Here is a 19261-nt window from a genome sequence, read left to right as displayed (position 1 = left end):
CTTCGTGTTAATTCGATTAAAACATAAAACTGCTTCCACCTGCCGAAGAGGCCGAGGAACGAATGGACTCGATCTCCGAAAGTAGGCTTTGCGCATCGGAGCGAATGGATTCCACCTCACTTTTTACACTCTCTACTTCGCTTTTGCTACCGTTGATTTCAGACACCAGACTTTCGGCATCGCTTTGCAAACGCTGTATTTCACTCTTGAGGCTTTCGGATTCTTGTTTCAGCACGTCAATTTCCTGTCTTAACGTATCCGACTCATCGCGTAGCTGTTGGTTCTCATCTCTTAATGCTGTAGATTCATCGCGTAAGGTTGTAGACTCATCYCTTAGCACCGTAGATTCRTCACGTAGTACGGTCGACTCGTCTCTTAGCACCGTAGATTCGTCACGTAGTACGGTCGACTCGTCTCTTAGCACCGTAGATTCATCACGTAGTACCGTCGACTCGTCTCTTAGCACCGTAGATTCATCGCGTAGTACCGTCGACTCATCCCTTAGTACCGTAGATTCGTCACGTAGTACCGTCGACTCGTCTCTTAGTACCGTAGATTCGTCACGTAGTACCATCGACTCGTCTCTTAGTACCGTAGATTCATCGCGTAAGGCAGTCGACTCATCCCTTAGCACCGTGGATTCATCGCGTAGGGCAGTGGATTCGTCCCGGAGCGCCGTAGATTCATCGCGTAGGGCAGTCGACTCATCCCTTAGCACCGTGGATTCATCGCGTAGGGCAGTGGATTCGTCCCGGAGCGCCGTAGATTCATCGCGTAGGGCAGAAGTTTCATCACGCAGAGCGGAGACCTGCGCCTGACTTTGTTGGGCATCAGACGCAAAAGCTTCTAGTTGCTGCGCCGTTTCTTGAGCCTGTTGATGCTGGGCAGTGATTTCTTCGGTAAGCCCCTGCGCGGTCGAAGATTTTTCGATGAGTTCATCTAACGTACCGCCGGCAGTGGATAGAATGTCGTTTAATTGATCTGCTGTGTAGTCCATAATAGAGCATATTTTTGTGATATAATAATAGAGTTAGTTCAGTTAGTCCTGTTTTTTTATACAGATTTCACCAATGACGAAAATACTTGCATTTTATAGTGTAAGGAGAGCGAAATAGCAGGTGAAGGCAATATTCCCAATAGCGACAGCATTTCATCCTCCACCGACGTATTGTCGAGGACGTATTGTTCTAATGCAGCGTCATCTAATAATGGGGTCTCGTTTAAAACGGTTCCCGATTCGGTAGATGCATCCGCTACGCTTTCCTGTTCAACCGCTTCCAGTACAGTTTCTTTTTCTTCTTGACTCAAATGCGCATAGGCTGCCCATGACACGCCTACCGTGCTCAGTACTAAGGCCGCGGTCAAGAGCGTACGATTTCCTAGTTTTGAGTTTCGTTCCAGAAACGTTTTATTTTTTTGCAATGTGTCTATTTTGGGTTGCAGACTGACAGCTTGCTCGGGATTGTTTTGGCGTAGATCGTCGAAGCGTTTCGCGACTTTGTCCCAATCTGCTGTTTCAGAAAGCCCTACAGATTTCAATGCCTCTTTGGTTTGATGAACTTTGGCATTTTCTTCACTCAATTGCCGAGAAAACGATTGGTAGGTCATTTCTAGGCGCTTCAGTTTCTGTTCGCACTGCGCTTTTTGTATGCTATCTCGCGTTACACCGGCCTCCGCCATTAACGCTTTTGTTTGACCTTCATACGCCTTTTTGATGTCGGGCCATTTGCTGGATAGTGGTAGATTCAACTGGCTGAAGATATTATCTTCACTTATTTTTTTTGATAGGGGTAAAGCGTTCATGTTCTCTTTTTTTCATAAAGGCTTCGTTTGGATTCTTAGAACAAAGCTTTATCGGTTAATCATTATTATTTCATTCATCCATGGTTAGATGTCATATTGACTTCTGGCCAGTTCAATAGTTTAATCGTTATTGGTTATAAATAATCACTGTTATAAAGATATCCAATAATTAAGAGATGTCAAATACCCCAAAAGGGGTATTTTTTCGCGACTAACGCGACTAGGAAATCGGTGTACTGACTAAAAATCATACAGACGTTGCTGTGTTGTCAAGCGTACTAAGTATCCCGCAAGCCATCATGTAAGCAGGCGAATCATGCGTAAGTCACTCGGCTAAGACAAATAATCTTCGTCACGGCAATTCTATTTACGACGGACTTTCAGAACTCAAAAACATTTACGATGTCATCCCTCAATTGAAGGTGATACTCTCGGCCAATTGCTCCCATGCTCGTTGGTATTCCTTAGGGTCCTCCAAAAGTTCCCTCTCCGCGTAGTAAAATGTTCGGTTATGGATATCACCTCCAAAGAATCTTTCTTCCAGAAAAATATTTAGGTCAATTTGTGCCTTTGCCTTTCCATTTGGCTTCACCAGAAAATTGAGTGTCCGTCGAGCACCGCTTTTGGCGGATAGCATCTTCTTTTTATACTTCGTTACGATCTGCACCTGTATAAATCCCGAGGAACGGTCGACGTTGGCAAGAAAATACCCCTTATTATGGAGCGATGAAGCGAGCTGATCGAAGGCCGCATCTGCAGGGAGATCAATAACCTTCGATCGACTTGCCTGTTGTGCCGACACAGTTATTGTAGAAAATGTAAGGATACAGGTGGTGAACAATGTAAAAATAAACGAATCAGCAAACTTCATAACGGGTAAATTATTTAAATGATATCCATACTAAGATAAGAAAATTTAACAAGGCCGAGAACACCTTCCGGTTTTGACACGGTTAATTTTGAACTATTAGAAGTACAAAACTGATTAAAAGTTGGCATAGTCCGAAGATTAAAAGCAGGCGAGCATATCCAACCTTTCTTTGTTGCATTATAAAAAATGAAACAGGAACCTTCCAAAGAAAGCCCCTGTTTCATACTTATGAGAACCTAGTAAAGGAATATTATTTCTCCCACCAAACTTTGGTATGGAAATCGTCACCTCCCATCTGTTCTACTGCTTTGGTATAGTTATCCGGATTAAAGCGACGTGCCTCGTCTTTGTACATAAAACGTGTAGGCATCTCCCCGTCATAAAACATATAGGGGGTTTTTGGCAATTCAGGATAGCCTGTTCTCCGATATTCAAACCATTGTTGATAATCCACCATAAACAGGCCAAGATATTTTTGTAACATGATGCGTTCCAGTGTACCGTCAAACTGCGCTGCGGGATTACTAAGATAAGTTGCTGGCAATGTACCACCATACTGTTCAACGGAGGCTTTCACACCACTTTCGTAAGCGGCTTTAGCAGCATCGTCCATGCCCAACCCCAAATAGGCTTCTGCTTTGATAAATTCAACTTCCGAAAAAGGCATCAAAACTTCGTGAATGGGCGTACCAACAGTACTTGGGAACATTAAGTCGCCATTAGGTGTACTAGGGCTAAAATTATATGCGGATAAATCGCCCGAATGTCCGGCAGGGATACCTTTATACCCAATGGAGACATGCGCTCCACCAACCAGTTCAGTTGCCTCTGTCATGATAAACGGTCGACGCGGATCATCCAGCTCGTTCAGATTATCCACGAAAAATTCCGCCATCGCGGTAAAGTTGACATAATCCTGGCGGCGCCCCCAAGCATAATCATAGGGCGACAGACCTGAGATGGATACGATTGCTGCATCTGCATTGTTGGTAAAAATCGGATACGTCGTCGGGTTGTCTAAAATATTCTTAATCTTTTCATAAGCATTGATACGCTTAGACTGTCTTAAGTAGTAGCGCAACAATAAAGAATTATTAAACTTCTGCCACTTTGATTTATCGTTACTATAAAGCAGATCGTTTCCATCCATCTGGGAGTCCGAATTATAAAATTCATTTGCTTCTTCCAAAGCAGCGACCATCGCATTGTAGATTTCTTCCTGCGTATCAAATTTGGGCTGCGTAATCCCCCCTTCGGCTTGTATGGCTTCCGAAAGCGGAACGTCACCGAAGCTATCCGTCAAAATACCAGCTACAAAAGCCCTTAGCGTCGCCGCTACCCCTTGGTATACGGGCTTTTGATAAGCGATAGCGGCGTCCTCCATTTCTTGGATATTCCGCAAATAACTGTAACATGCATTCCAGGTTCCATCACCCGATTGCTCCGTAAAGTAATAGCGGTGTACGCCATTTGCGACGCTCGGGTTTGAAAGACCGGTCTGCATGATTTCCCAGGTAAAATCGTTACTACGTACGGTGAAATAGGTAGACATGCGATAAACGGTCGGCGTAAGTAAAGACCCTGGCGTTACCTTCTCAATATCATTGGGATTCGTATTCAACTCATCGAATCCTTTTGTGCAGCTACCTAAACCTAAGAGAACTGCGACTATGAGTGCTATGCGCGTATATTTAATTGTCATGATGTTTCTTAATTAAAAATTAGCTCTAAAATTTATTCCGAAAGTTTTCGTGCTCGGCATCTGACCCATCTCGACGCCCGGCATGATGCTAGCACCATTTAATGCCGCGGTTTCTGGGTCGTACATTGGAAAATCTGATATCATGAACAGATCACGGCCAAATAGCGCTACCGATGCACTATTCATCTTCCATCGCGCGGCCAATGCCTTAGGCAGTCCTATCTCAAAGCGCACTTCTCTTAATTTCAAATAAGAGGCATCAAAAGAATTTGTCTCTACGTTTGCCCTACGATAATAATCACCGTACCAGGTGTTAATGGGAACTTCCTTGGTATTGGGGCTAAACGTACCATCTCCGTTGTCAACAACTCCTTCGCCAACAATCAGACCGGTTTCCCGACCTTTTAACGTATGGGCTAGCTTACCTTGTTCTGTCATTTTATGGTGTGTTTGTGAGTAGATCAGACCACCGTATTGCCCATCTAACAACGCGCTTAATGAAATATTCTTGTACCGAAATTCGTTATGAAACCCACCTCGCCAATCGGCATATACGTTGCCGATTTTGGTTTTGTCTTGAGGTCTTACAGCTAACCCGGTCGAACCGTCGATAAGTACATCTCCATTGTCATTGCGCACCAGACCATACCCCCATAAATCGCCGGTAGAACCGCCCACAGTAGCGATAATTTGTGCAGCACCGGATCCACTGGAATTGATTACTTCCTGCGGTGTATCAACACCCTTACTTAGCGAAAGGATCTCATTCTTATTGGTTGCCCAATTGATGCTAGAATTCCATTGAAAATTTCCATTGCGTATCGGCGTACCTGATAAACTGATTTCCCAACCCTGGTTGCTAATTAAACCACCATTGATAAACGCCCGGTTGTATCCGGTGGTCACATCTAGTGGTACACTAAGGATCTGATTATTCGATCGGTTGTAATAGTAGTTGACATCAGCTGTTAACCTGCTATTAAATAAGGCAACATTTATCCCTGCTTCCGTCGAGTTGGTCATTTCTGGCACTAAGTTGGCATTATGTAACGTATTATTCGCCTCTGCAGAACCTGGAAAGGCCGATGATTGGTAGTATTTACCTGTTCGATAGGGAAGCGTGCCTAGGCCTACGCGCGCATAAGAAAGACGCAGTTTGGCAAAAGAAATCTGGCTTGGCATCGGCATGAGCTCACTCAGAATGACACTACTGCTTACCGAAGGGTAGAAAAAAGAACGGTTTTCGGAAGGTAAAGAAGATGTCCAATCGTTCCGCCCCGTTACATCCACAAATATCTTGTCTTTCCAGGATAGGTTTACTAATCCAAATACACTTTGAATCTCGCTCTCAATCAATTCGTTTTCCGCTAGTGCATTCGTCATCGCGTTGTTTAATTTGTAAATACCCGGCAGGGTTAAACCACGCGCTACACCTATATCTTCCTTAGAATGGTTCTTCATCACATTTCCCCCTGCTGAAACGCGAATTAAAAAGTCGTCGTTCAATGCCGAATTATAGGTTAATAGTGCGTCTGTATTAGACTCCATGAAAAACAAGTCCTGCTGCTTATAATAACCCGTTGGGAAATTAGCTGTATCCCAAGGCCGTCTTTGTTCCCGCCTGTTGTAATTCATGTTTAGTCCGGAGCGGAGCATCAATTCCCATTTTGGATTGAAGGTGTATACCCCCTGAAGCATTCCGTCCAGGCTATTTGCTGCCAGACTATTCGTCATTTCGTGTGCGATAACAAAGGGGTTTTCGATATAGGAACTGAAAGGGTGGATCTGTTTCAATTGCTCTTCCCCCTGTTTCCACATCGGGCGGTACCAGTTTAGGTCGATACTCGGATTTTGAAAAATCATGAAGTAGGCGATAGACTGATTATTGTATCCTGTTCCCGGCAGGTTATCGCTCGATTTGTTGGTATAGTTGGCCTTAAAATTCACCTTAAGTTTATTACTAAGATTAGCCGAACTGTTAAAAGAGGCTACCAAGCGTTCGAAACCCGTATTGGGCATAATCCATTCGTTTTTCGTATGGGTGATCGATGTTCTTGCCGTAAAGTTATCCGTACCTCCGTCAAAAGCTACACTATTAATAAACGTAGATCCAGTTCTAAAAAAGCCTTTGATGCCGTCTTTATAAGGTACCCAAGGCGTACGTTCCGTACCAACCGCTTCTAGTTTCGGGTCATATTGAAAGTACATCTGTCCATCAAACTTCGGCCCCCAAGCACTGGAGGTCGAACCAGTATTCGGACCATCTTCCGTTAATCCGTACGAATAATAGAGCTCACCATCCGCGTTACGGTTTAAGTTGCCCTGACCATATTCATACTGGATATCGGGCCATTTAAGCACATTCTGAAAACTGCTGTTCGAATTGACCGTTACACCGATGCCATTCTTGCTCCGGTTACCAGACTTTGTTGTAATAATTAATGCGCCATTCCCTGCACGACTACCATATAATGCCGTTGCGGCTGCACCTTTCAATACCGAAATCGACTCAATATCATCCGGATTGATGTCACCCAAGCCATTTCCGAAGTCAACAGGAATATCTTTATCTAGCCCACTGGTACCCGCACCGTACGCATCTGTGACACCTGAAGTGAATTTTCCGTTGACAAGCGGGATACCGTCTACAACAATTAGCGCCTCATTGTTCTCCATATTTAGCGAACGATCCCCACGCAGGTTGATACGTGCTGTATTTAATGGCCCAGAACTCGCTTGGGTTATGTTTAAACCTGCCACCTTGCCTTTCATGGCGTCGACCCAATTATTCGGTACCGCGTCGGTCATTTGTTCCCCGCTGATTCTTCCTATGGCATAGCCCAGCGATTTTTCCTCTCTTTTAATACCCAATGCGGTTACGATCACTTCGGATATTTCCTGATCGATCGCATGCAAAGCGATGCTTACATTAGTCGCTGCTTGCGTCCATTTGCTTACTCCCGATTGATAACCAAGGCTTAGAAACGTCACCTCTTTTCCGGGTTCGGCCTGAATTTGGAATTTTCCTTGTGCATCCGTCGTACCTAAGGTCTTACCTTCCATTTGGATGGTTACCCCCGACAATGGCGACCGCGTATCGTCATCCAGTACAAACCCAGCAATTGTTATCTTTTGTTGTGTTACTTCTGCGGAGGCAGTAGGTAATAACGAATAAGAATTTGCAAAAACAGGCACAAAACCGAGACCGGCTAATAGAAGGAATGCACTTCCCAATCTAACTGTACCGCGGGTAATGGTGATTTTAGTCTTCTTCATATTTTCATAATAAACAATGTGAGACGGTCATTTACCGCATTAAAAGTCCACAAAGCTAAATACGAAAGGTTAAATCTAGGTTAATTTGATATTACCAAAACATAATTAATCATATTGGATATATTTTCAGAATCGCGCACACCATGCCGATTGTTGCGTTATTGAACAGATAAGTTTTTCATTTAATCTGGAGGAACTAGCGCAAACTTACGTTCATTTTTGACAAAGGGCCTAATAAAAAGAGCACCGCTAGTCTTACGATCGAGTAGCGTGACAGCGTAAAAAGAAAATAGTAGGGATTTCGCTTTTAGAAAGAATAGTACCTGCCGTCCTTGCGAGCAAGAGCATTAGGAGGTGAAATGGAGCGAAGCAATCTAAATTTGGACGAAGATTGCTTCTGCTCGCACAGCCCCACGCAGCCTCGCAATGAATGAGAAAGTTTAAAAGGGAAATCACAGCACAATTTGCTTAAAAACATCTGCATGACACGATTATGTATTGCTTTACTTAAATTTGTGTTTTGACAACATCATATGATTACAAAAGAACAAGTTTTACACGCCCTTAGTCACGTCGAAGAGCCCGATCTAAAAAAAGATCTGGTAACCCTTCAAATGATCCAGAATATCGAAATACTTCCCAATAAAATCAAATTTGACGTCGTATTGACGACACCCGCTTGTCCGATGAAAGGACATATAGAACATGCCTGCCGCAATGCAATTGCCTTATTCGTGGATAAAAGCCTTGAAGTAGAGATCAACATGACATCGAAGGTGATGGGTGTCGACGCCAATCAACTCTCCGGAATCAAAAACATTATATTGGTCTCTTCGGGAAAAGGTGGCGTAGGTAAATCAACTGTAGCTTCAAATCTAGCCTTAGCACTAGCAGAAAAAGGTGCTAAAACGGGTTTATTGGATGCCGATATTTATGGCCCTTCCCTGCCGATTATGTTTGGACTGGAAGGCGCTAAACCACAATCCGCTGTAGCGGCGGATGGAAAAACAAAAATATTACCCATTGAGAAATTTGGGCTAAAACTGTTGTCTATCGGCTTTTTTACGGATCCAAACCAGCCTATTCCATGGCGCGGGCCAATGGCTACTTCAGCAATTAAACAGCTCTTTAATGATTCAGACTGGGGTGAATTGGATTACTTGATCGTAGATATGCCTCCCGGCACAGGTGACATTCACATCACGGTATCGCAATCCTACCCTATCTCCGGAGCAGTCATCGTGACTACGCCGCAACATGTCGCCTTAGCAGACGCAATCAAAGGTATGGCGATGTACCAGATGGAGGGCATCAATGTTCCGATCTTGGGTATTGTAGAAAACATGTCTTACTTTACGCCTGCCGAATTACCGGATAATAAATATTACATCTTTGGAAAAGATGGCGGTAAACGTCTCGCAGAAAAAAACAATGTGCCGTTCTTAGGTGAAATACCCCTTGTAAAATCTGTTGCTGATGCCGGAGATAATGGTTTCCCAATATTACTAGATGCAGACGATGCAGTAGCACAATACTTCTTGGATATCGCTGGAAGAGTGGCGCAGGAAATAAGTATTCTGGCGAGTAAGCGATAGAAGCACAATTCATCACCTCTTGCGGCATAACCTGTCAATCCTTATTGACTGTTTAGGCGCAGAAGTGATGTCTTTATTCCCTTTCCTTTAACCCGCAATACCATATCGCCTGCTACCTCACCGGATTCGATTATTACCACTAGTTTTCCGTTGAATACAGGCATATTAGGTTGCTGAAATTGAACCAAAGATGTCGCATCTCCATTGCATGCCGCCTTGAAGCGACCCGCTCCATTAACGTCAAACGTGAGAGGTGTATCCGATGTCGGGCAAAGGTTTCCTTCCTTATCGACGACTTCAACAGTGACAAAGACCAGATCTTCACCATTTGCAGACAAGGTTTGGCGGTCCGGAGTTAACCTTAAGCCTGCTGGTTTTCCTGCTGTTTTCATTTCCTTTTCTTCTACAGCTACCCCGTCACTATTATAGGCTACGACCTTCACGGTACCCGCTTCATAGATGACGTCATTCCAGCGTAAACGGTATCGATCGAGCCTTGAGGACGGATCTTTTTTCCGTCTACCCTGACTTTTTCCGTTTATAAAAAGTTCAGCTTCGGGTTGATTTGTATAGCAATACACAGGTATCGTATCACCCTCTTTGCCCTTCCAGTTCCAGTGTGGTAAAAGATGTAGGGTATTTTCTTGCGTATTCCAACGGCTACGGTAGAGGTAATAACGATCTTTTGGAATACCTGCTAAGTCGCAGATTCCAAAATAGGAACTTCGTGAAGGCCAATACTCATCATAAGGAGTAGGCTCTCCGAGGTAATCAAAGCCTGTCCATACAAATTCACCAATCACCCAATCCATATCATCTTGTAAAATCCAGTCGTCTTCTGGCAGATTGGACCAGCTGCAATATTCCAGATCGTACGAAGAGCTCTGCCCGTCTGGGTAGGTTTTATTCTTACCTTCGACAACGGGGAACTTATACACCCCTCGAGAACTAACTGTAGAAGCTGTTTCGGAGCCTAGTATAAATCCCTGCGGCAGCTTTTTGTAGGCGCTTTCATAAAGATGCGTGCGATAGTTCAGCCCAGGGATATCTAAAAGCGGTGCAAAACCGTTTTCAATCGCATTCGTGATGCGATCCATTCCGACCGTCACAAGTCGGGTGGGATCCTCGCGATGGCAAATATCCTGAAGCCGTTTGGCTATTCGCCCGCCATCTGCACGACCTTGCTCAGGTACTTCATTACCAATACTCCACATCACGATAGACGGATGATTTCTATGGCAACGAATCAAATTGACCAGGTCGCGTTCTGCCCATTGGTCGAAATACAGATTGTACCCATTTTTTGTCTTCGGATAGTTCCATTCATCAAAACTCTCTGCCACGACCATGATTCCCATTTCGTCACATAGATCCATTTGCCAACTGGAAGGCATATTGTGTGCAGTTCGGATTGCATCGGCACCCATATCTTTCATCAGCTGCAGCTGGCGCCTGAGTGCCGCTTTATTGAGTGCTGCCCCTAACGGCCCCAGATCATGGTGAAGGCACACGCCTTTAATCTTTCTCGATTTACCATTTAATACAAAGCCTTCCTCTGGCGTAACCCGTACCTCCCGAATCCCAAACCGAACAGAATCCACATCCACCAACCGTTCACCATCATATATTTTTGTAACGGCATAATACAGTGCCGGACTTTCTGGGGACCACAGGTTGGGCTGATCTATTTCAATATTTTCTTCAATAAAATGATGGATATTGTTAAACATTCTATCCTGTTGGCCGACTACTCTACCATTAAGATCGTTAATAACCGATACTACGCGAAGATTGCGCCCCTTTGCTCCATCTATTTTTGTTTTTACATTTACGCGTGCATATTCCTCCGAAACTACGGGCGTCGTTACCGTAGTACCCCAGATCGGTACGGATATGGCTTTATTTAACAGTTGCAGTGTTACCGGGCGATATAGGCCAGCTCCGGGGTACCATCGTGAAGAGAGCGCTCTATTTTCCAATCGTACTGCTAGGATATTACGACTATCCGGATTTAAATATGCTGTTATATCGAAATGAAACGTGTTATAGCCATACGGCCAAAAACCTACTTTCTGACCATTTATAAAGACCTGCGCTTCACTCATAGCACCCTCAAAGAGGAGGATTGCCTTTTTGTTATCCAGGTCAGCTTGGGGTAAGACTGTCCTATACCATCCAACACCAACGTAGGGTAAAGAACCAGTACGGCCAGTTTTTTCCGTAGGCACTTTCTCACCGTTTTGTTCGATGGCGACTATTTGCTTGTCCACCTCCTTATCAAATGGACCAGATATGGCCCAATCGTGCGGAACACGTACCCTACTCCAATTGCCATCGTCGAACGAGGGACTTTCCGCCCCAACAAAATCCCCTCGATGGAACGACCATCCATCCGTAAGATGGTAGACTGTTCTACTGTGGCTTTGACAAAACACCAAAGAAAAGCTGAAGAAAAACACCAGTGTGCCTATTGATTTTTTCATTATTCCATTCATATATACATCGGCTAGCCTTAAAGATATAGATATCACTTTACGCTCGCAACCTGCACTATCCGCCTCTACTTATTCCAAGTCACTTTTCCATTGAATGTCAAGCCCCGGCATTAATCGTAATCGCGAATGCATGGCTCAGGCAAATGACACAGGAAAGAGCATGTTGCCCGCTGAGACTTAATACGTTATTTTTGACCTAAGTAAACCTTTAATAAATCTAGTTTTATGCGCGCACTTCTCAAAACATTACTTCTCTCGGTCGTATTATCGCTTACCTTTAACGCAAGTAGAAGCCAGACCGATAGGGCATCAAAAGGATTTCTACCGATTACAAACGATGTATTTTGGGACACGAAAGACGGACATCCCATCTACAGCCAGGGTGGTGGTATTTTCACCTTTAAGGATCCGGTAGACGGTGTTGAGAAATATTACTGGTATGGTGCACAATACAAGGAATCTGATTTATATCGTAAAGACCCCTCCGTTACCCCTCCTCGCGATAATTTTGTTTCCGTAACCTGTTACACCTCGACCGATTTGGTAAACTGGGAATCAAAAGGCGATGCCCTTACGCGGGACGAAACAGACAAGCATCCACATCGAACCCGGTGGGCCGGACGCTTAGGTGTAGCCTACGTCAAAGAGATCAACAAATATGCATTATTTATTCAGCACAACGCCGAGGTACTGGTCACGGTTTCGGACAGTCCCAATGGCCCTTTTACATGGCATCAACGCATCAACATGGAAGGGATGATCGGGACGTCCAATACGGGAGATCAGACCGTATTTACCGATGAGGATACCGGGATCTCTTATCTCGTTTATTCCTATGGTAAGGGGCGTCATAAAATTTTCATATCGGAGATAGGAGTTAAAGACGGAAAAATTGGTTTGTTGGATTGCACCCAAATTTTTAAGGGCGCAGGTCGTGAAGGTAACTGTATGTTCAAGTATAATGGTAAATATTATCTGTTCGCGTCTAATTTGTATGGTTGGGATTCTTCCTATGCCTATTACCTCGTGGCGGATGATATCAGGGGCCCTTACACGCCGACCAATGAGATGTCGATCCTGCCCGGATCGGAAGCCGACTATGCACATGTGACGCAGACCGGATTTTTTGTCAAGGTCAAGGGAAGTAAGCAGGAGACCGTCATTTATTGCGGCGACCGATGGGCTAATTTTGCCGGGAATGGGCTCGGCTACAACCAATGGTGCCCCTTATCGTTCGATGGCGCAAACCCTTATTTCAATTCGCTTAGCGCCTGGAACCTGAATCCAGTGACCGGCGAGTGGCATGTGGGAAAAGACAATAACTATGTAAAGAACGGAAGCTTTGAGGCCGACCGACGCCGGATTCCGAGTCCTGCGAAACCCGTACAAGAGCAGCTGCTGGGATGGGCGACAACGATCATCGAAGGCACGAATTTATCTGTCAGCGACTCCACATCCCCCAGCCTAAATTATTTCAACACACAACAGGACCGAAAAACCGTGATCGGCGAGAAAAGCCTACAGATTAGCGATGTCGTCAATTTTAAACGCAAAATCGTACAAACTATCGAATCCAGTCCATACGTCAAATTGGAAGACGGCTATTACACCTTAACTGCGAAATTGAAAAACAGCGACGGTTTTCCCCAATTGGACATATATGCCGAAAGCAATGGTGATACCGTAAAGAAATCGATATCTAAACCGAACGAGGTGTGGACGTTGGTTGAAATCGAAAAGATACCCGTTAGAAACGGGCGTGTTGAAATTGGTTTTGTGGCCGAAGGAAATGCCGGCGCATTTTGCTATGTAGATGATATATCGCTGGTTAAAGATTATTGATACCTAAAAGCCCCCTTTAAAACGTGTTTTAAAGGGGGCTTTATATTTGAATCGAATCTCCTGTTACAAAACCGCAGAAGCTTCTACAAGCCGTTTCAATTTGGCATGGGTAATCTCAATAGGTACATGTCCAAATCCACATTCACTGGTCAGTATCAGGCGATCAGCCGGGAAGTAGTCCAAGGCCGGTTTTATACGCTCCCGAATTTCCGCTACAGATTCCAGTTCATCACTGCGCTGGTCTATCACGCCGATGGCTAGGTCTCCTTTAAAATCCCAGATATCAAACAATTCCAGCATATTGTAGCTAAGGGTACAATGTTCGAGCATGAGTTCATCTACCGGAACCTTTTTAAATGCTTCAACCAAATCGGTATACTTCGTAAAGTAAACTCGCTTTCTTCTAGGGTTTCCACCGCAAACATGTAATCCCACGCGCACCTTCTTTGGCAGGGATTCAATTAGCTCAGCAAGGATCTCTGCTGCCCAGATGCTTTCCTCTGGAGACTCGGTCCACATCGGTTCATCAAACTGCACATGCGTACATCCTAGCGCGATGGCTTCTGCTATTTCTTCTCGCAAAACATTCGCCCAAGCACGGCACAAGGCCTGCGCATCGGGATATAGATCTTTACGCTCATTGACGCTGAAGCGATACAACACATGGGGACCGGTTACGGTCAGTTTTACCTCCACATCGGCAGGAGCAGCATCACGGGCTATCTTCCAGTTGCGGGCAGTATCAAATCTTGGATTCTTAAGCTCACCGATCACTCTGGGGCATTCAATACCAAAACCGGCGGTACCGAATGTGACCTTAGGCATATCCTCGAAGGTGATCCCATCAATACGCTTCTGGTAGAAATAATACATATTCTCCCGGTATCCCTCACCATCGGTGATCGTATCCAGACCCAGGTCGGCCTGATCTTTTGCTGCCCACTTGATGTAGTCGTCTACTTCTTCCCGGTTCATCACGGGGCGTTTCATGGTATCCTCCAGTTTTTCCGGGCGGGGATAACTACCGACTACTGTATTGCGAAATCCTGACATATATGTTGCTTTTATATCGTATTTAAATCTAACTCATTTACTTCGCGCACCACAGCCATCAAGGCTATTTTACAGCGAAGAATCTCCATAAATATAGAACTTTTTTAATAATTGACTTGCAGCTGCCTGTTGCGGGCTTCTTCAATTTGCATCCGCACCCCATCCTCCAGAGAACGCGGGATAAACCCGATTTCCTCCTCCAGACGGGTACTATCACAGCGATCTACTAGCGCAGTACGCGGGACGCGCTCGTCAAATTCATATTGCGCATCAGGAACAATGCTTTCAACCGTCTGCATCAGTTCTTCGGCCGTCACAGAATGTCCTCCGTTGTTGTATGCAAAATGGTTAAGTTTTGGCTTAAGGGAAAGCCGGACAAACTGCTCGGCTACATCGTCCACATAAATCCAGCAGTCGCGAGAATCTTTCGAGAACGGCAATTTTGCTTTCTTACCGAGTGCAGGATTTGTTGCAAACTCACAGGCCCATAGAACCGACCCTCTCATCCGCCCATCACCATATACGATTGGTGGGCGCATCGCGGCGATGCTGACTCCTTTTGTCTTTATGTACTTCTGCGCCGTAAATTCGTTGAGCATTTTCATTACCCCGTAGGTAAAAAAATGATCATCAAGGGAACAGAAATCTTCTTCCTTTACTGCATAATTTTCATCACCATATGCGCTATGGTTGGCTCCATAGATGGTTTCGCTACTGGCAAACACAAGGCGTGACAACTTGTGGTTCACGACCATATCAAACATATTGATCATTCCCAGTATATTGACGGAAGCTCCCCGGTTGTGATCGGCTTCCACTTCAGCGCTCATCAGGTAGGCCAGATGGATCACATGGGTAATGCCGGGAAATGTGAGAAACACGTCATTGACCCTTTCTCTGTTTGATACATCCAGGTTAATAAATGAGGTTTGATCTATTTGTTCCTGCATCTCGGCAAGCTTGGCAGCATCATCTTGATATTTTAAAAGAGCTATTTGCTTCGTCCACTCTATATTCAGACTCAAATCGGCGACTACTACCGGTATTTTACGCTCCCATAGGTTGACCACTACTCGTGCTCCAATAAAACCTGTACCTCCGGTAACTAAAAATTTCATATGTATTTAATTATTTATGAGTGCCTGTTTTCATTGGTATAAATGAACTCGTTTCACTCGATTTGCCTTTTAAGGGTCATATATACCTACCGTAGGCAGGAAATATCTATGTGTGCTTGTATTTTGCTTAACCCGAATATTTCACAAAATCACTGTGCTTATATTGAAGAGGGCTGCAGGTCTCTAAAAAACCTGATCTACGATCACCCATTTTATACACTGCACAAAGTTAGTTTCTCTGCATTAATAACCATAAATTTTTAAAAAAACAGATAAAATTACTTTTTTATTAAAGTATTTTAGCATAATTAGCTTTTTGTTCGTTAAATTCGGCACTACAAAAGAGTTTTATGCTATGGAGGAACTTGATAAGACAGATCTGCTACTATTAAAAATATTGGGAAATAATTCCAATCACACAATTAAGGAATTGGCGAAGCAGGTGAACCTGTCACCAACACCGGTATTGCAGCGGGTACGGAGACTAGAGAATGAGGGGTATATTAAGAAGTACATCGCTTTGCTCAATCCCGAAAAATTCAGTCAGGGATTTATCGTTTTTTGTAATATCAAACTGAAACAGCATGACCGCAAGATCGGCCATCGATTTGTAGCCGATATTTTGAAGATTGATGAAGTAGTAGAATGCTATAACATTTCTGGGGACTATGATTTTATCTTGAAAGTGTTTGCGAAAGACATGAAGCATTATCAAGAATTTGTATTTAATAAATTGGGCACAGTAGAAAGTATTGGAAGTACGCACAGCACCTTTGTGATGGCAGAGATCAAAAATGCCCATAATATCAGTTTCTGAGACCAAAACGGAGATTCACGGAGATTCTAAATAAAAGGAATTTACCTAAGTTTAATAATTGTTTTGTTACTTTACGGAGAACATTATATTACCGATAAGCGCATGATAACATACAATACCGCAGCTTTGCTCTTCCCAGCCATCAGTTTAATTATGCTAGCATATACAAATCGATTTTTGGCCTTAGCGGCTTTGGTCCGGAGTCTGCATGCCAAATATCTTGAACACAATAAGGGTGGTGTTTTAAAAGGTCAAATTGGAAATCTTCGTTATCGACTTAAACTATTGCGCCACATGCAAGGTATGGGGGTATTGAGCTTTATCGCCTGTATCGTGTGTATGTATGGCATCTACTTGAACAATATGCTGATTGCCGAAATTTCTTTTGCGTCAAGTCTTTTGTTTTTCACAGTGTCATTAGTCATTTCTTTTGTAGAAATTCAACTGAGCAACAAAGCATTGGAACTGGAGTTGAGCGACATGGAAGAACATCCCGACCCTTCTTTAGTCAAATATTTAAAGAAAAAGTTCGACCATCGGAAGAAGCCAACTGACAACCACGAAGAGTAAGTGATAAAGACAGGAGATGTGCTATAACACATCTCCTGTCTTTTTATGCTATTTCAGCCGTTACTTATTTTTTACCGTAAATACCGTTGCCACAGCACGCTCGCCTTCGTGGTCAAACTTCTTATTATCCGAAGGAAAGTTGACAATCCCCTCACCTTTCACCCAAGCCGTAGACGAACCTCCGCCATCGAGATTCAAGGCCCGCGTACAACCCAGCCCAGCCATTAACTCAGAAAGCTGAGGTATCGTTAAACCCTGCGACTGCGAGGAGCGACCATCCACTACTACGACAAGCATCTTATTATCTGCGGTAATTCCGACCGCAGTACGTGGATGCCTCGTTTCGTTAAAATCTACTTCCAACTGAGACAGTTGCTTGCTGTCCATGATAAGCAAGGGACCTCCGGCCAAAGCAACAGGCTGTGCAAGAGCAGCCCAACCTCCCGACGGTTTTGCAACCACACTAGGCAGTCCGGCGTTATCCAATACGACAGCACCGTTTTCCCGATACGCTGTGAACCCATTCACGGTTTGGTTAATAAGCTGCCCATTGTTCTTAAAAAAGACCGTAGAGCCACCCGTCGTGGTGTTGAAAAAACTACCGTTAAAAGCAACCAACGCATCCTTTGCTACTGCGGCATCGCTTGTTTTCAAAAAGCCCGACGTTACGTACGGTATTTCAATCTGAAAACCCTTGCTTAGGTCGATTTCAAATATGTTGACATACTGCTTGGATTCAAAAATCTGCAGAAACTGAAAAGACTTCCAAACTACCCCTGCCGATACTTCCGTTTTCTTCCATTCCGCCGTTGTCAACAATTCCGTCAGGTCTACCTGCTGTTCCTGCGAATAATCGTAAGGAAGCTGGGTTCCTTCATCCTTTTTACCACATGAGATAAAAAGGAATAGTAGCATTAAACTATATAAAACATTCTTTTTCATAAATTTATTTATGTATCTATATTATCTATTTAAATCATCAATCCATTTCAATTTTAATGCTTCAGGTTTGCCTTGCACCCGCAAATCTTTGCCTATGCGAACGGTCTCCATGTTCCGAAAGAGCTTTAGCCTGCCGCTTTCCTTTTCGGAGATGGCAGCAGCTACGTTGCTGTTTCCCCACGAAAAGGGCCAATCTTTAAAATAATTACCTGCTACCGTTTCTTCCACAAAAGCAAACTTGCCTTTCTTCTCTATGGCAACCAATATCCTTTCCGGCGCAAACAACAAGAGCTTATCTTCCCACAGTACACCTGTGGAAAATGCGGCCTTTTCCCAGGATTTGGGCATACCCACGATCCAGTCTTTCCATGTTGCCTCGCCGACGATCTGTTTAGATTTTTTGTCAACTTTCAACATTTGATCACCACTCCGTATCCACCAAAAATTACCACCATCTATGAAAGCCCGCGAACAGTCGTTGCATAGCGTATTTAAAAAAGGAAAAACCATTTTACTTCGTTGCACGGTAAACGAACTGTTGCCCGCATCAGTTGTGTAAATCAGGTCGCCCGAAAGGTAGTACAATGAATCTGCCGACGACCAGACCGCTTCCGGAGTGAGCCATGTCCCGCGTAAGACAAACTTATCGTTATCAGGCTGTCCGTTAAAAATGGAAACATAGTCTACTTTGTCGGTATCCTTGGGTATCAGATTACCTTCAATATAGAAGCGCGCGATTACATGATCATGCTGCTGCAGCCTAGCCGCTACCGAAATGGCATGCCAATGATTAGACACAACGAATACGGTATCTCCGGGTTGTATGATTTGCTGATCATGTTCATCCCGCAAAACTCTGCTAAAGATATAATTCTGTACCGTAGTCTTCGCATTCTCTTCTTTATAGATCTTTTCCCGTTTTACACCCTTGGCTTGCAGTCCCTGTTGCATCCTCGTCGCCTCACATATACCCGAGCCATGCGCACCACACCCACCGCTGACGATAATCTTATCAATAGGTTGGGTACGATATAGCCGAGCGGCGATCTCGATCCGCTCTTCTAACGTCGTTGGGTCTGCCGATCCCAAGACCAACATAACCGTCTTGGGGTTAGCAGCTATCCCTAGGTTTACCCCCAGTATCCAGTACAAGGATATCCACAGTATTCTGTTCATC

At 44.3% G+C, this 19261-nt stretch carries 14 protein-coding genes; 4 read left to right on the top strand and 10 right to left on the bottom strand.

The features are described 5' to 3' along the window. Positions 1 to 16: 16 nt before the first annotated feature. From C4F40_RS13295 to C4F40_RS13275, 5 genes are all read right to left on the bottom strand, one after another. Entirely contained in the window at positions 17 to 997 is a 981-nt protein-coding gene (locus C4F40_RS13295; protein WP_196939868.1) for a coiled-coil domain-containing protein, read from the bottom strand. A 56-nt stretch (positions 998 to 1053) separates the two neighbouring features. Next, positions 1054 to 1803, bottom strand: coding sequence for a hypothetical protein (locus C4F40_RS13290; RefSeq protein ID WP_196939867.1), 750 nt, complete (start codon positions 1801 to 1803; stop codon positions 1054 to 1056). Positions 1804 to 2215: 412 nt separating this feature from the next. Further along, positions 2216 to 2674 carry a hypothetical protein gene (locus tag C4F40_RS13285; RefSeq protein WP_196939866.1) on the bottom strand — a complete coding sequence of 153 codons (459 nt, stop codon included), beginning with the start codon at positions 2672 to 2674 and terminating at the stop codon, positions 2216 to 2218. 250 nt (positions 2675 to 2924) lie between these two features. Beyond that, positions 2925 to 4376 carry a SusD/RagB family nutrient-binding outer membrane lipoprotein gene (locus C4F40_RS13280; protein ID WP_196939865.1) on the bottom strand — a complete coding sequence of 484 codons (1452 nt, stop codon included), beginning with the start codon at positions 4374 to 4376 and terminating at the stop codon, positions 2925 to 2927. A gap of 12 nt (positions 4377 to 4388) precedes the next feature. Then, positions 4389 to 7652 (bottom strand): SusC/RagA family TonB-linked outer membrane protein, encoded by a 3264-nt coding sequence (locus C4F40_RS13275; protein ID WP_196939864.1) that lies wholly within the window; start codon positions 7650 to 7652, stop codon positions 4389 to 4391. A 533-nt stretch (positions 7653 to 8185) separates the two neighbouring features. Here C4F40_RS13275 and C4F40_RS13270 point away from each other — a divergent pair. Further along, entirely contained in the window at positions 8186 to 9247 is a 1062-nt protein-coding gene (locus C4F40_RS13270; protein WP_196939863.1) for an Mrp/NBP35 family ATP-binding protein, read from the top strand. Between the two features lie 41 nt (positions 9248 to 9288). On the opposite strand, the gene C4F40_RS13265 is transcribed toward C4F40_RS13270, so the two are convergent. Then, on the bottom strand, positions 9289 to 11730 hold the full coding sequence (locus C4F40_RS13265) for a glycoside hydrolase family 2 TIM barrel-domain containing protein (RefSeq protein WP_196939862.1): 2442 nt from the start codon (positions 11728 to 11730) through the stop codon (positions 9289 to 9291). A 237-nt stretch (positions 11731 to 11967) separates the two neighbouring features. On the opposite strand from C4F40_RS13265, the gene C4F40_RS13260 reads away from it, so the two are divergent. Then, entirely contained in the window at positions 11968 to 13584 is a 1617-nt protein-coding gene (locus C4F40_RS13260) for a family 43 glycosylhydrolase (protein ID WP_196939861.1), read from the top strand. Positions 13585 to 13647: 63 nt separating this feature from the next. On the opposite strand, the gene C4F40_RS13255 is transcribed toward C4F40_RS13260, so the two are convergent. After that, on the bottom strand, positions 13648 to 14637 hold the full coding sequence (locus tag C4F40_RS13255; protein WP_196939860.1) for a cobalamin-independent methionine synthase II family protein: 990 nt from the start codon (positions 14635 to 14637) through the stop codon (positions 13648 to 13650). Positions 14638 to 14741: 104 nt separating this feature from the next. Beyond that, entirely contained in the window at positions 14742 to 15755 is a 1014-nt protein-coding gene (locus tag C4F40_RS13250; RefSeq protein ID WP_196939859.1) for an NAD-dependent epimerase/dehydratase family protein, read from the bottom strand. Between the two features lie 355 nt (positions 15756 to 16110). Between C4F40_RS13250 and C4F40_RS13245 the strand changes: the two genes are divergently transcribed. Together C4F40_RS13245 and C4F40_RS13240 are read left to right on the top strand one after the other, a co-directional pair. Continuing rightward, the gene (locus tag C4F40_RS13245) at positions 16111 to 16572 is read left to right on the top strand and encodes an Lrp/AsnC family transcriptional regulator (RefSeq protein WP_196939858.1); all 462 of its coding nucleotides are present in this window, start codon (positions 16111 to 16113) and stop codon (positions 16570 to 16572) included. 102 nt (positions 16573 to 16674) lie between these two features. Continuing rightward, positions 16675 to 17142, top strand: a complete 468-nt coding sequence (locus C4F40_RS13240) for a DUF2721 domain-containing protein (RefSeq protein ID WP_196939857.1) — start codon at positions 16675 to 16677, stop codon at positions 17140 to 17142. 60 nt (positions 17143 to 17202) lie between these two features. Here the strand turns inward: C4F40_RS13240 and C4F40_RS13235 are convergent, their stop codons facing one another. Together C4F40_RS13235 and C4F40_RS13230 are read right to left on the bottom strand one after the other, a co-directional pair. After that, complete coding sequence (locus tag C4F40_RS13235) at positions 17203 to 18084, bottom strand: phosphodiester glycosidase family protein (RefSeq protein WP_196939856.1); 882 nt, start codon at positions 18082 to 18084, stop codon at positions 17203 to 17205. A gap of 21 nt (positions 18085 to 18105) precedes the next feature. Continuing rightward, positions 18106 to 19260 carry a YdcF family protein gene (locus C4F40_RS13230; RefSeq protein ID WP_196939855.1) on the bottom strand — a complete coding sequence of 385 codons (1155 nt, stop codon included), beginning with the start codon at positions 19258 to 19260 and terminating at the stop codon, positions 18106 to 18108. Position 19261: the final 1 nt, after the last annotated feature.

Source organism: Sphingobacterium pedocola (assembly GCF_015209965.1).
Lineage (GTDB): Bacteria > Bacteroidota > Bacteroidia > Sphingobacteriales > Sphingobacteriaceae > Sphingobacterium > Sphingobacterium pedocola.
This window is presented reverse-complemented; position numbering and strand designations above follow the sequence as displayed.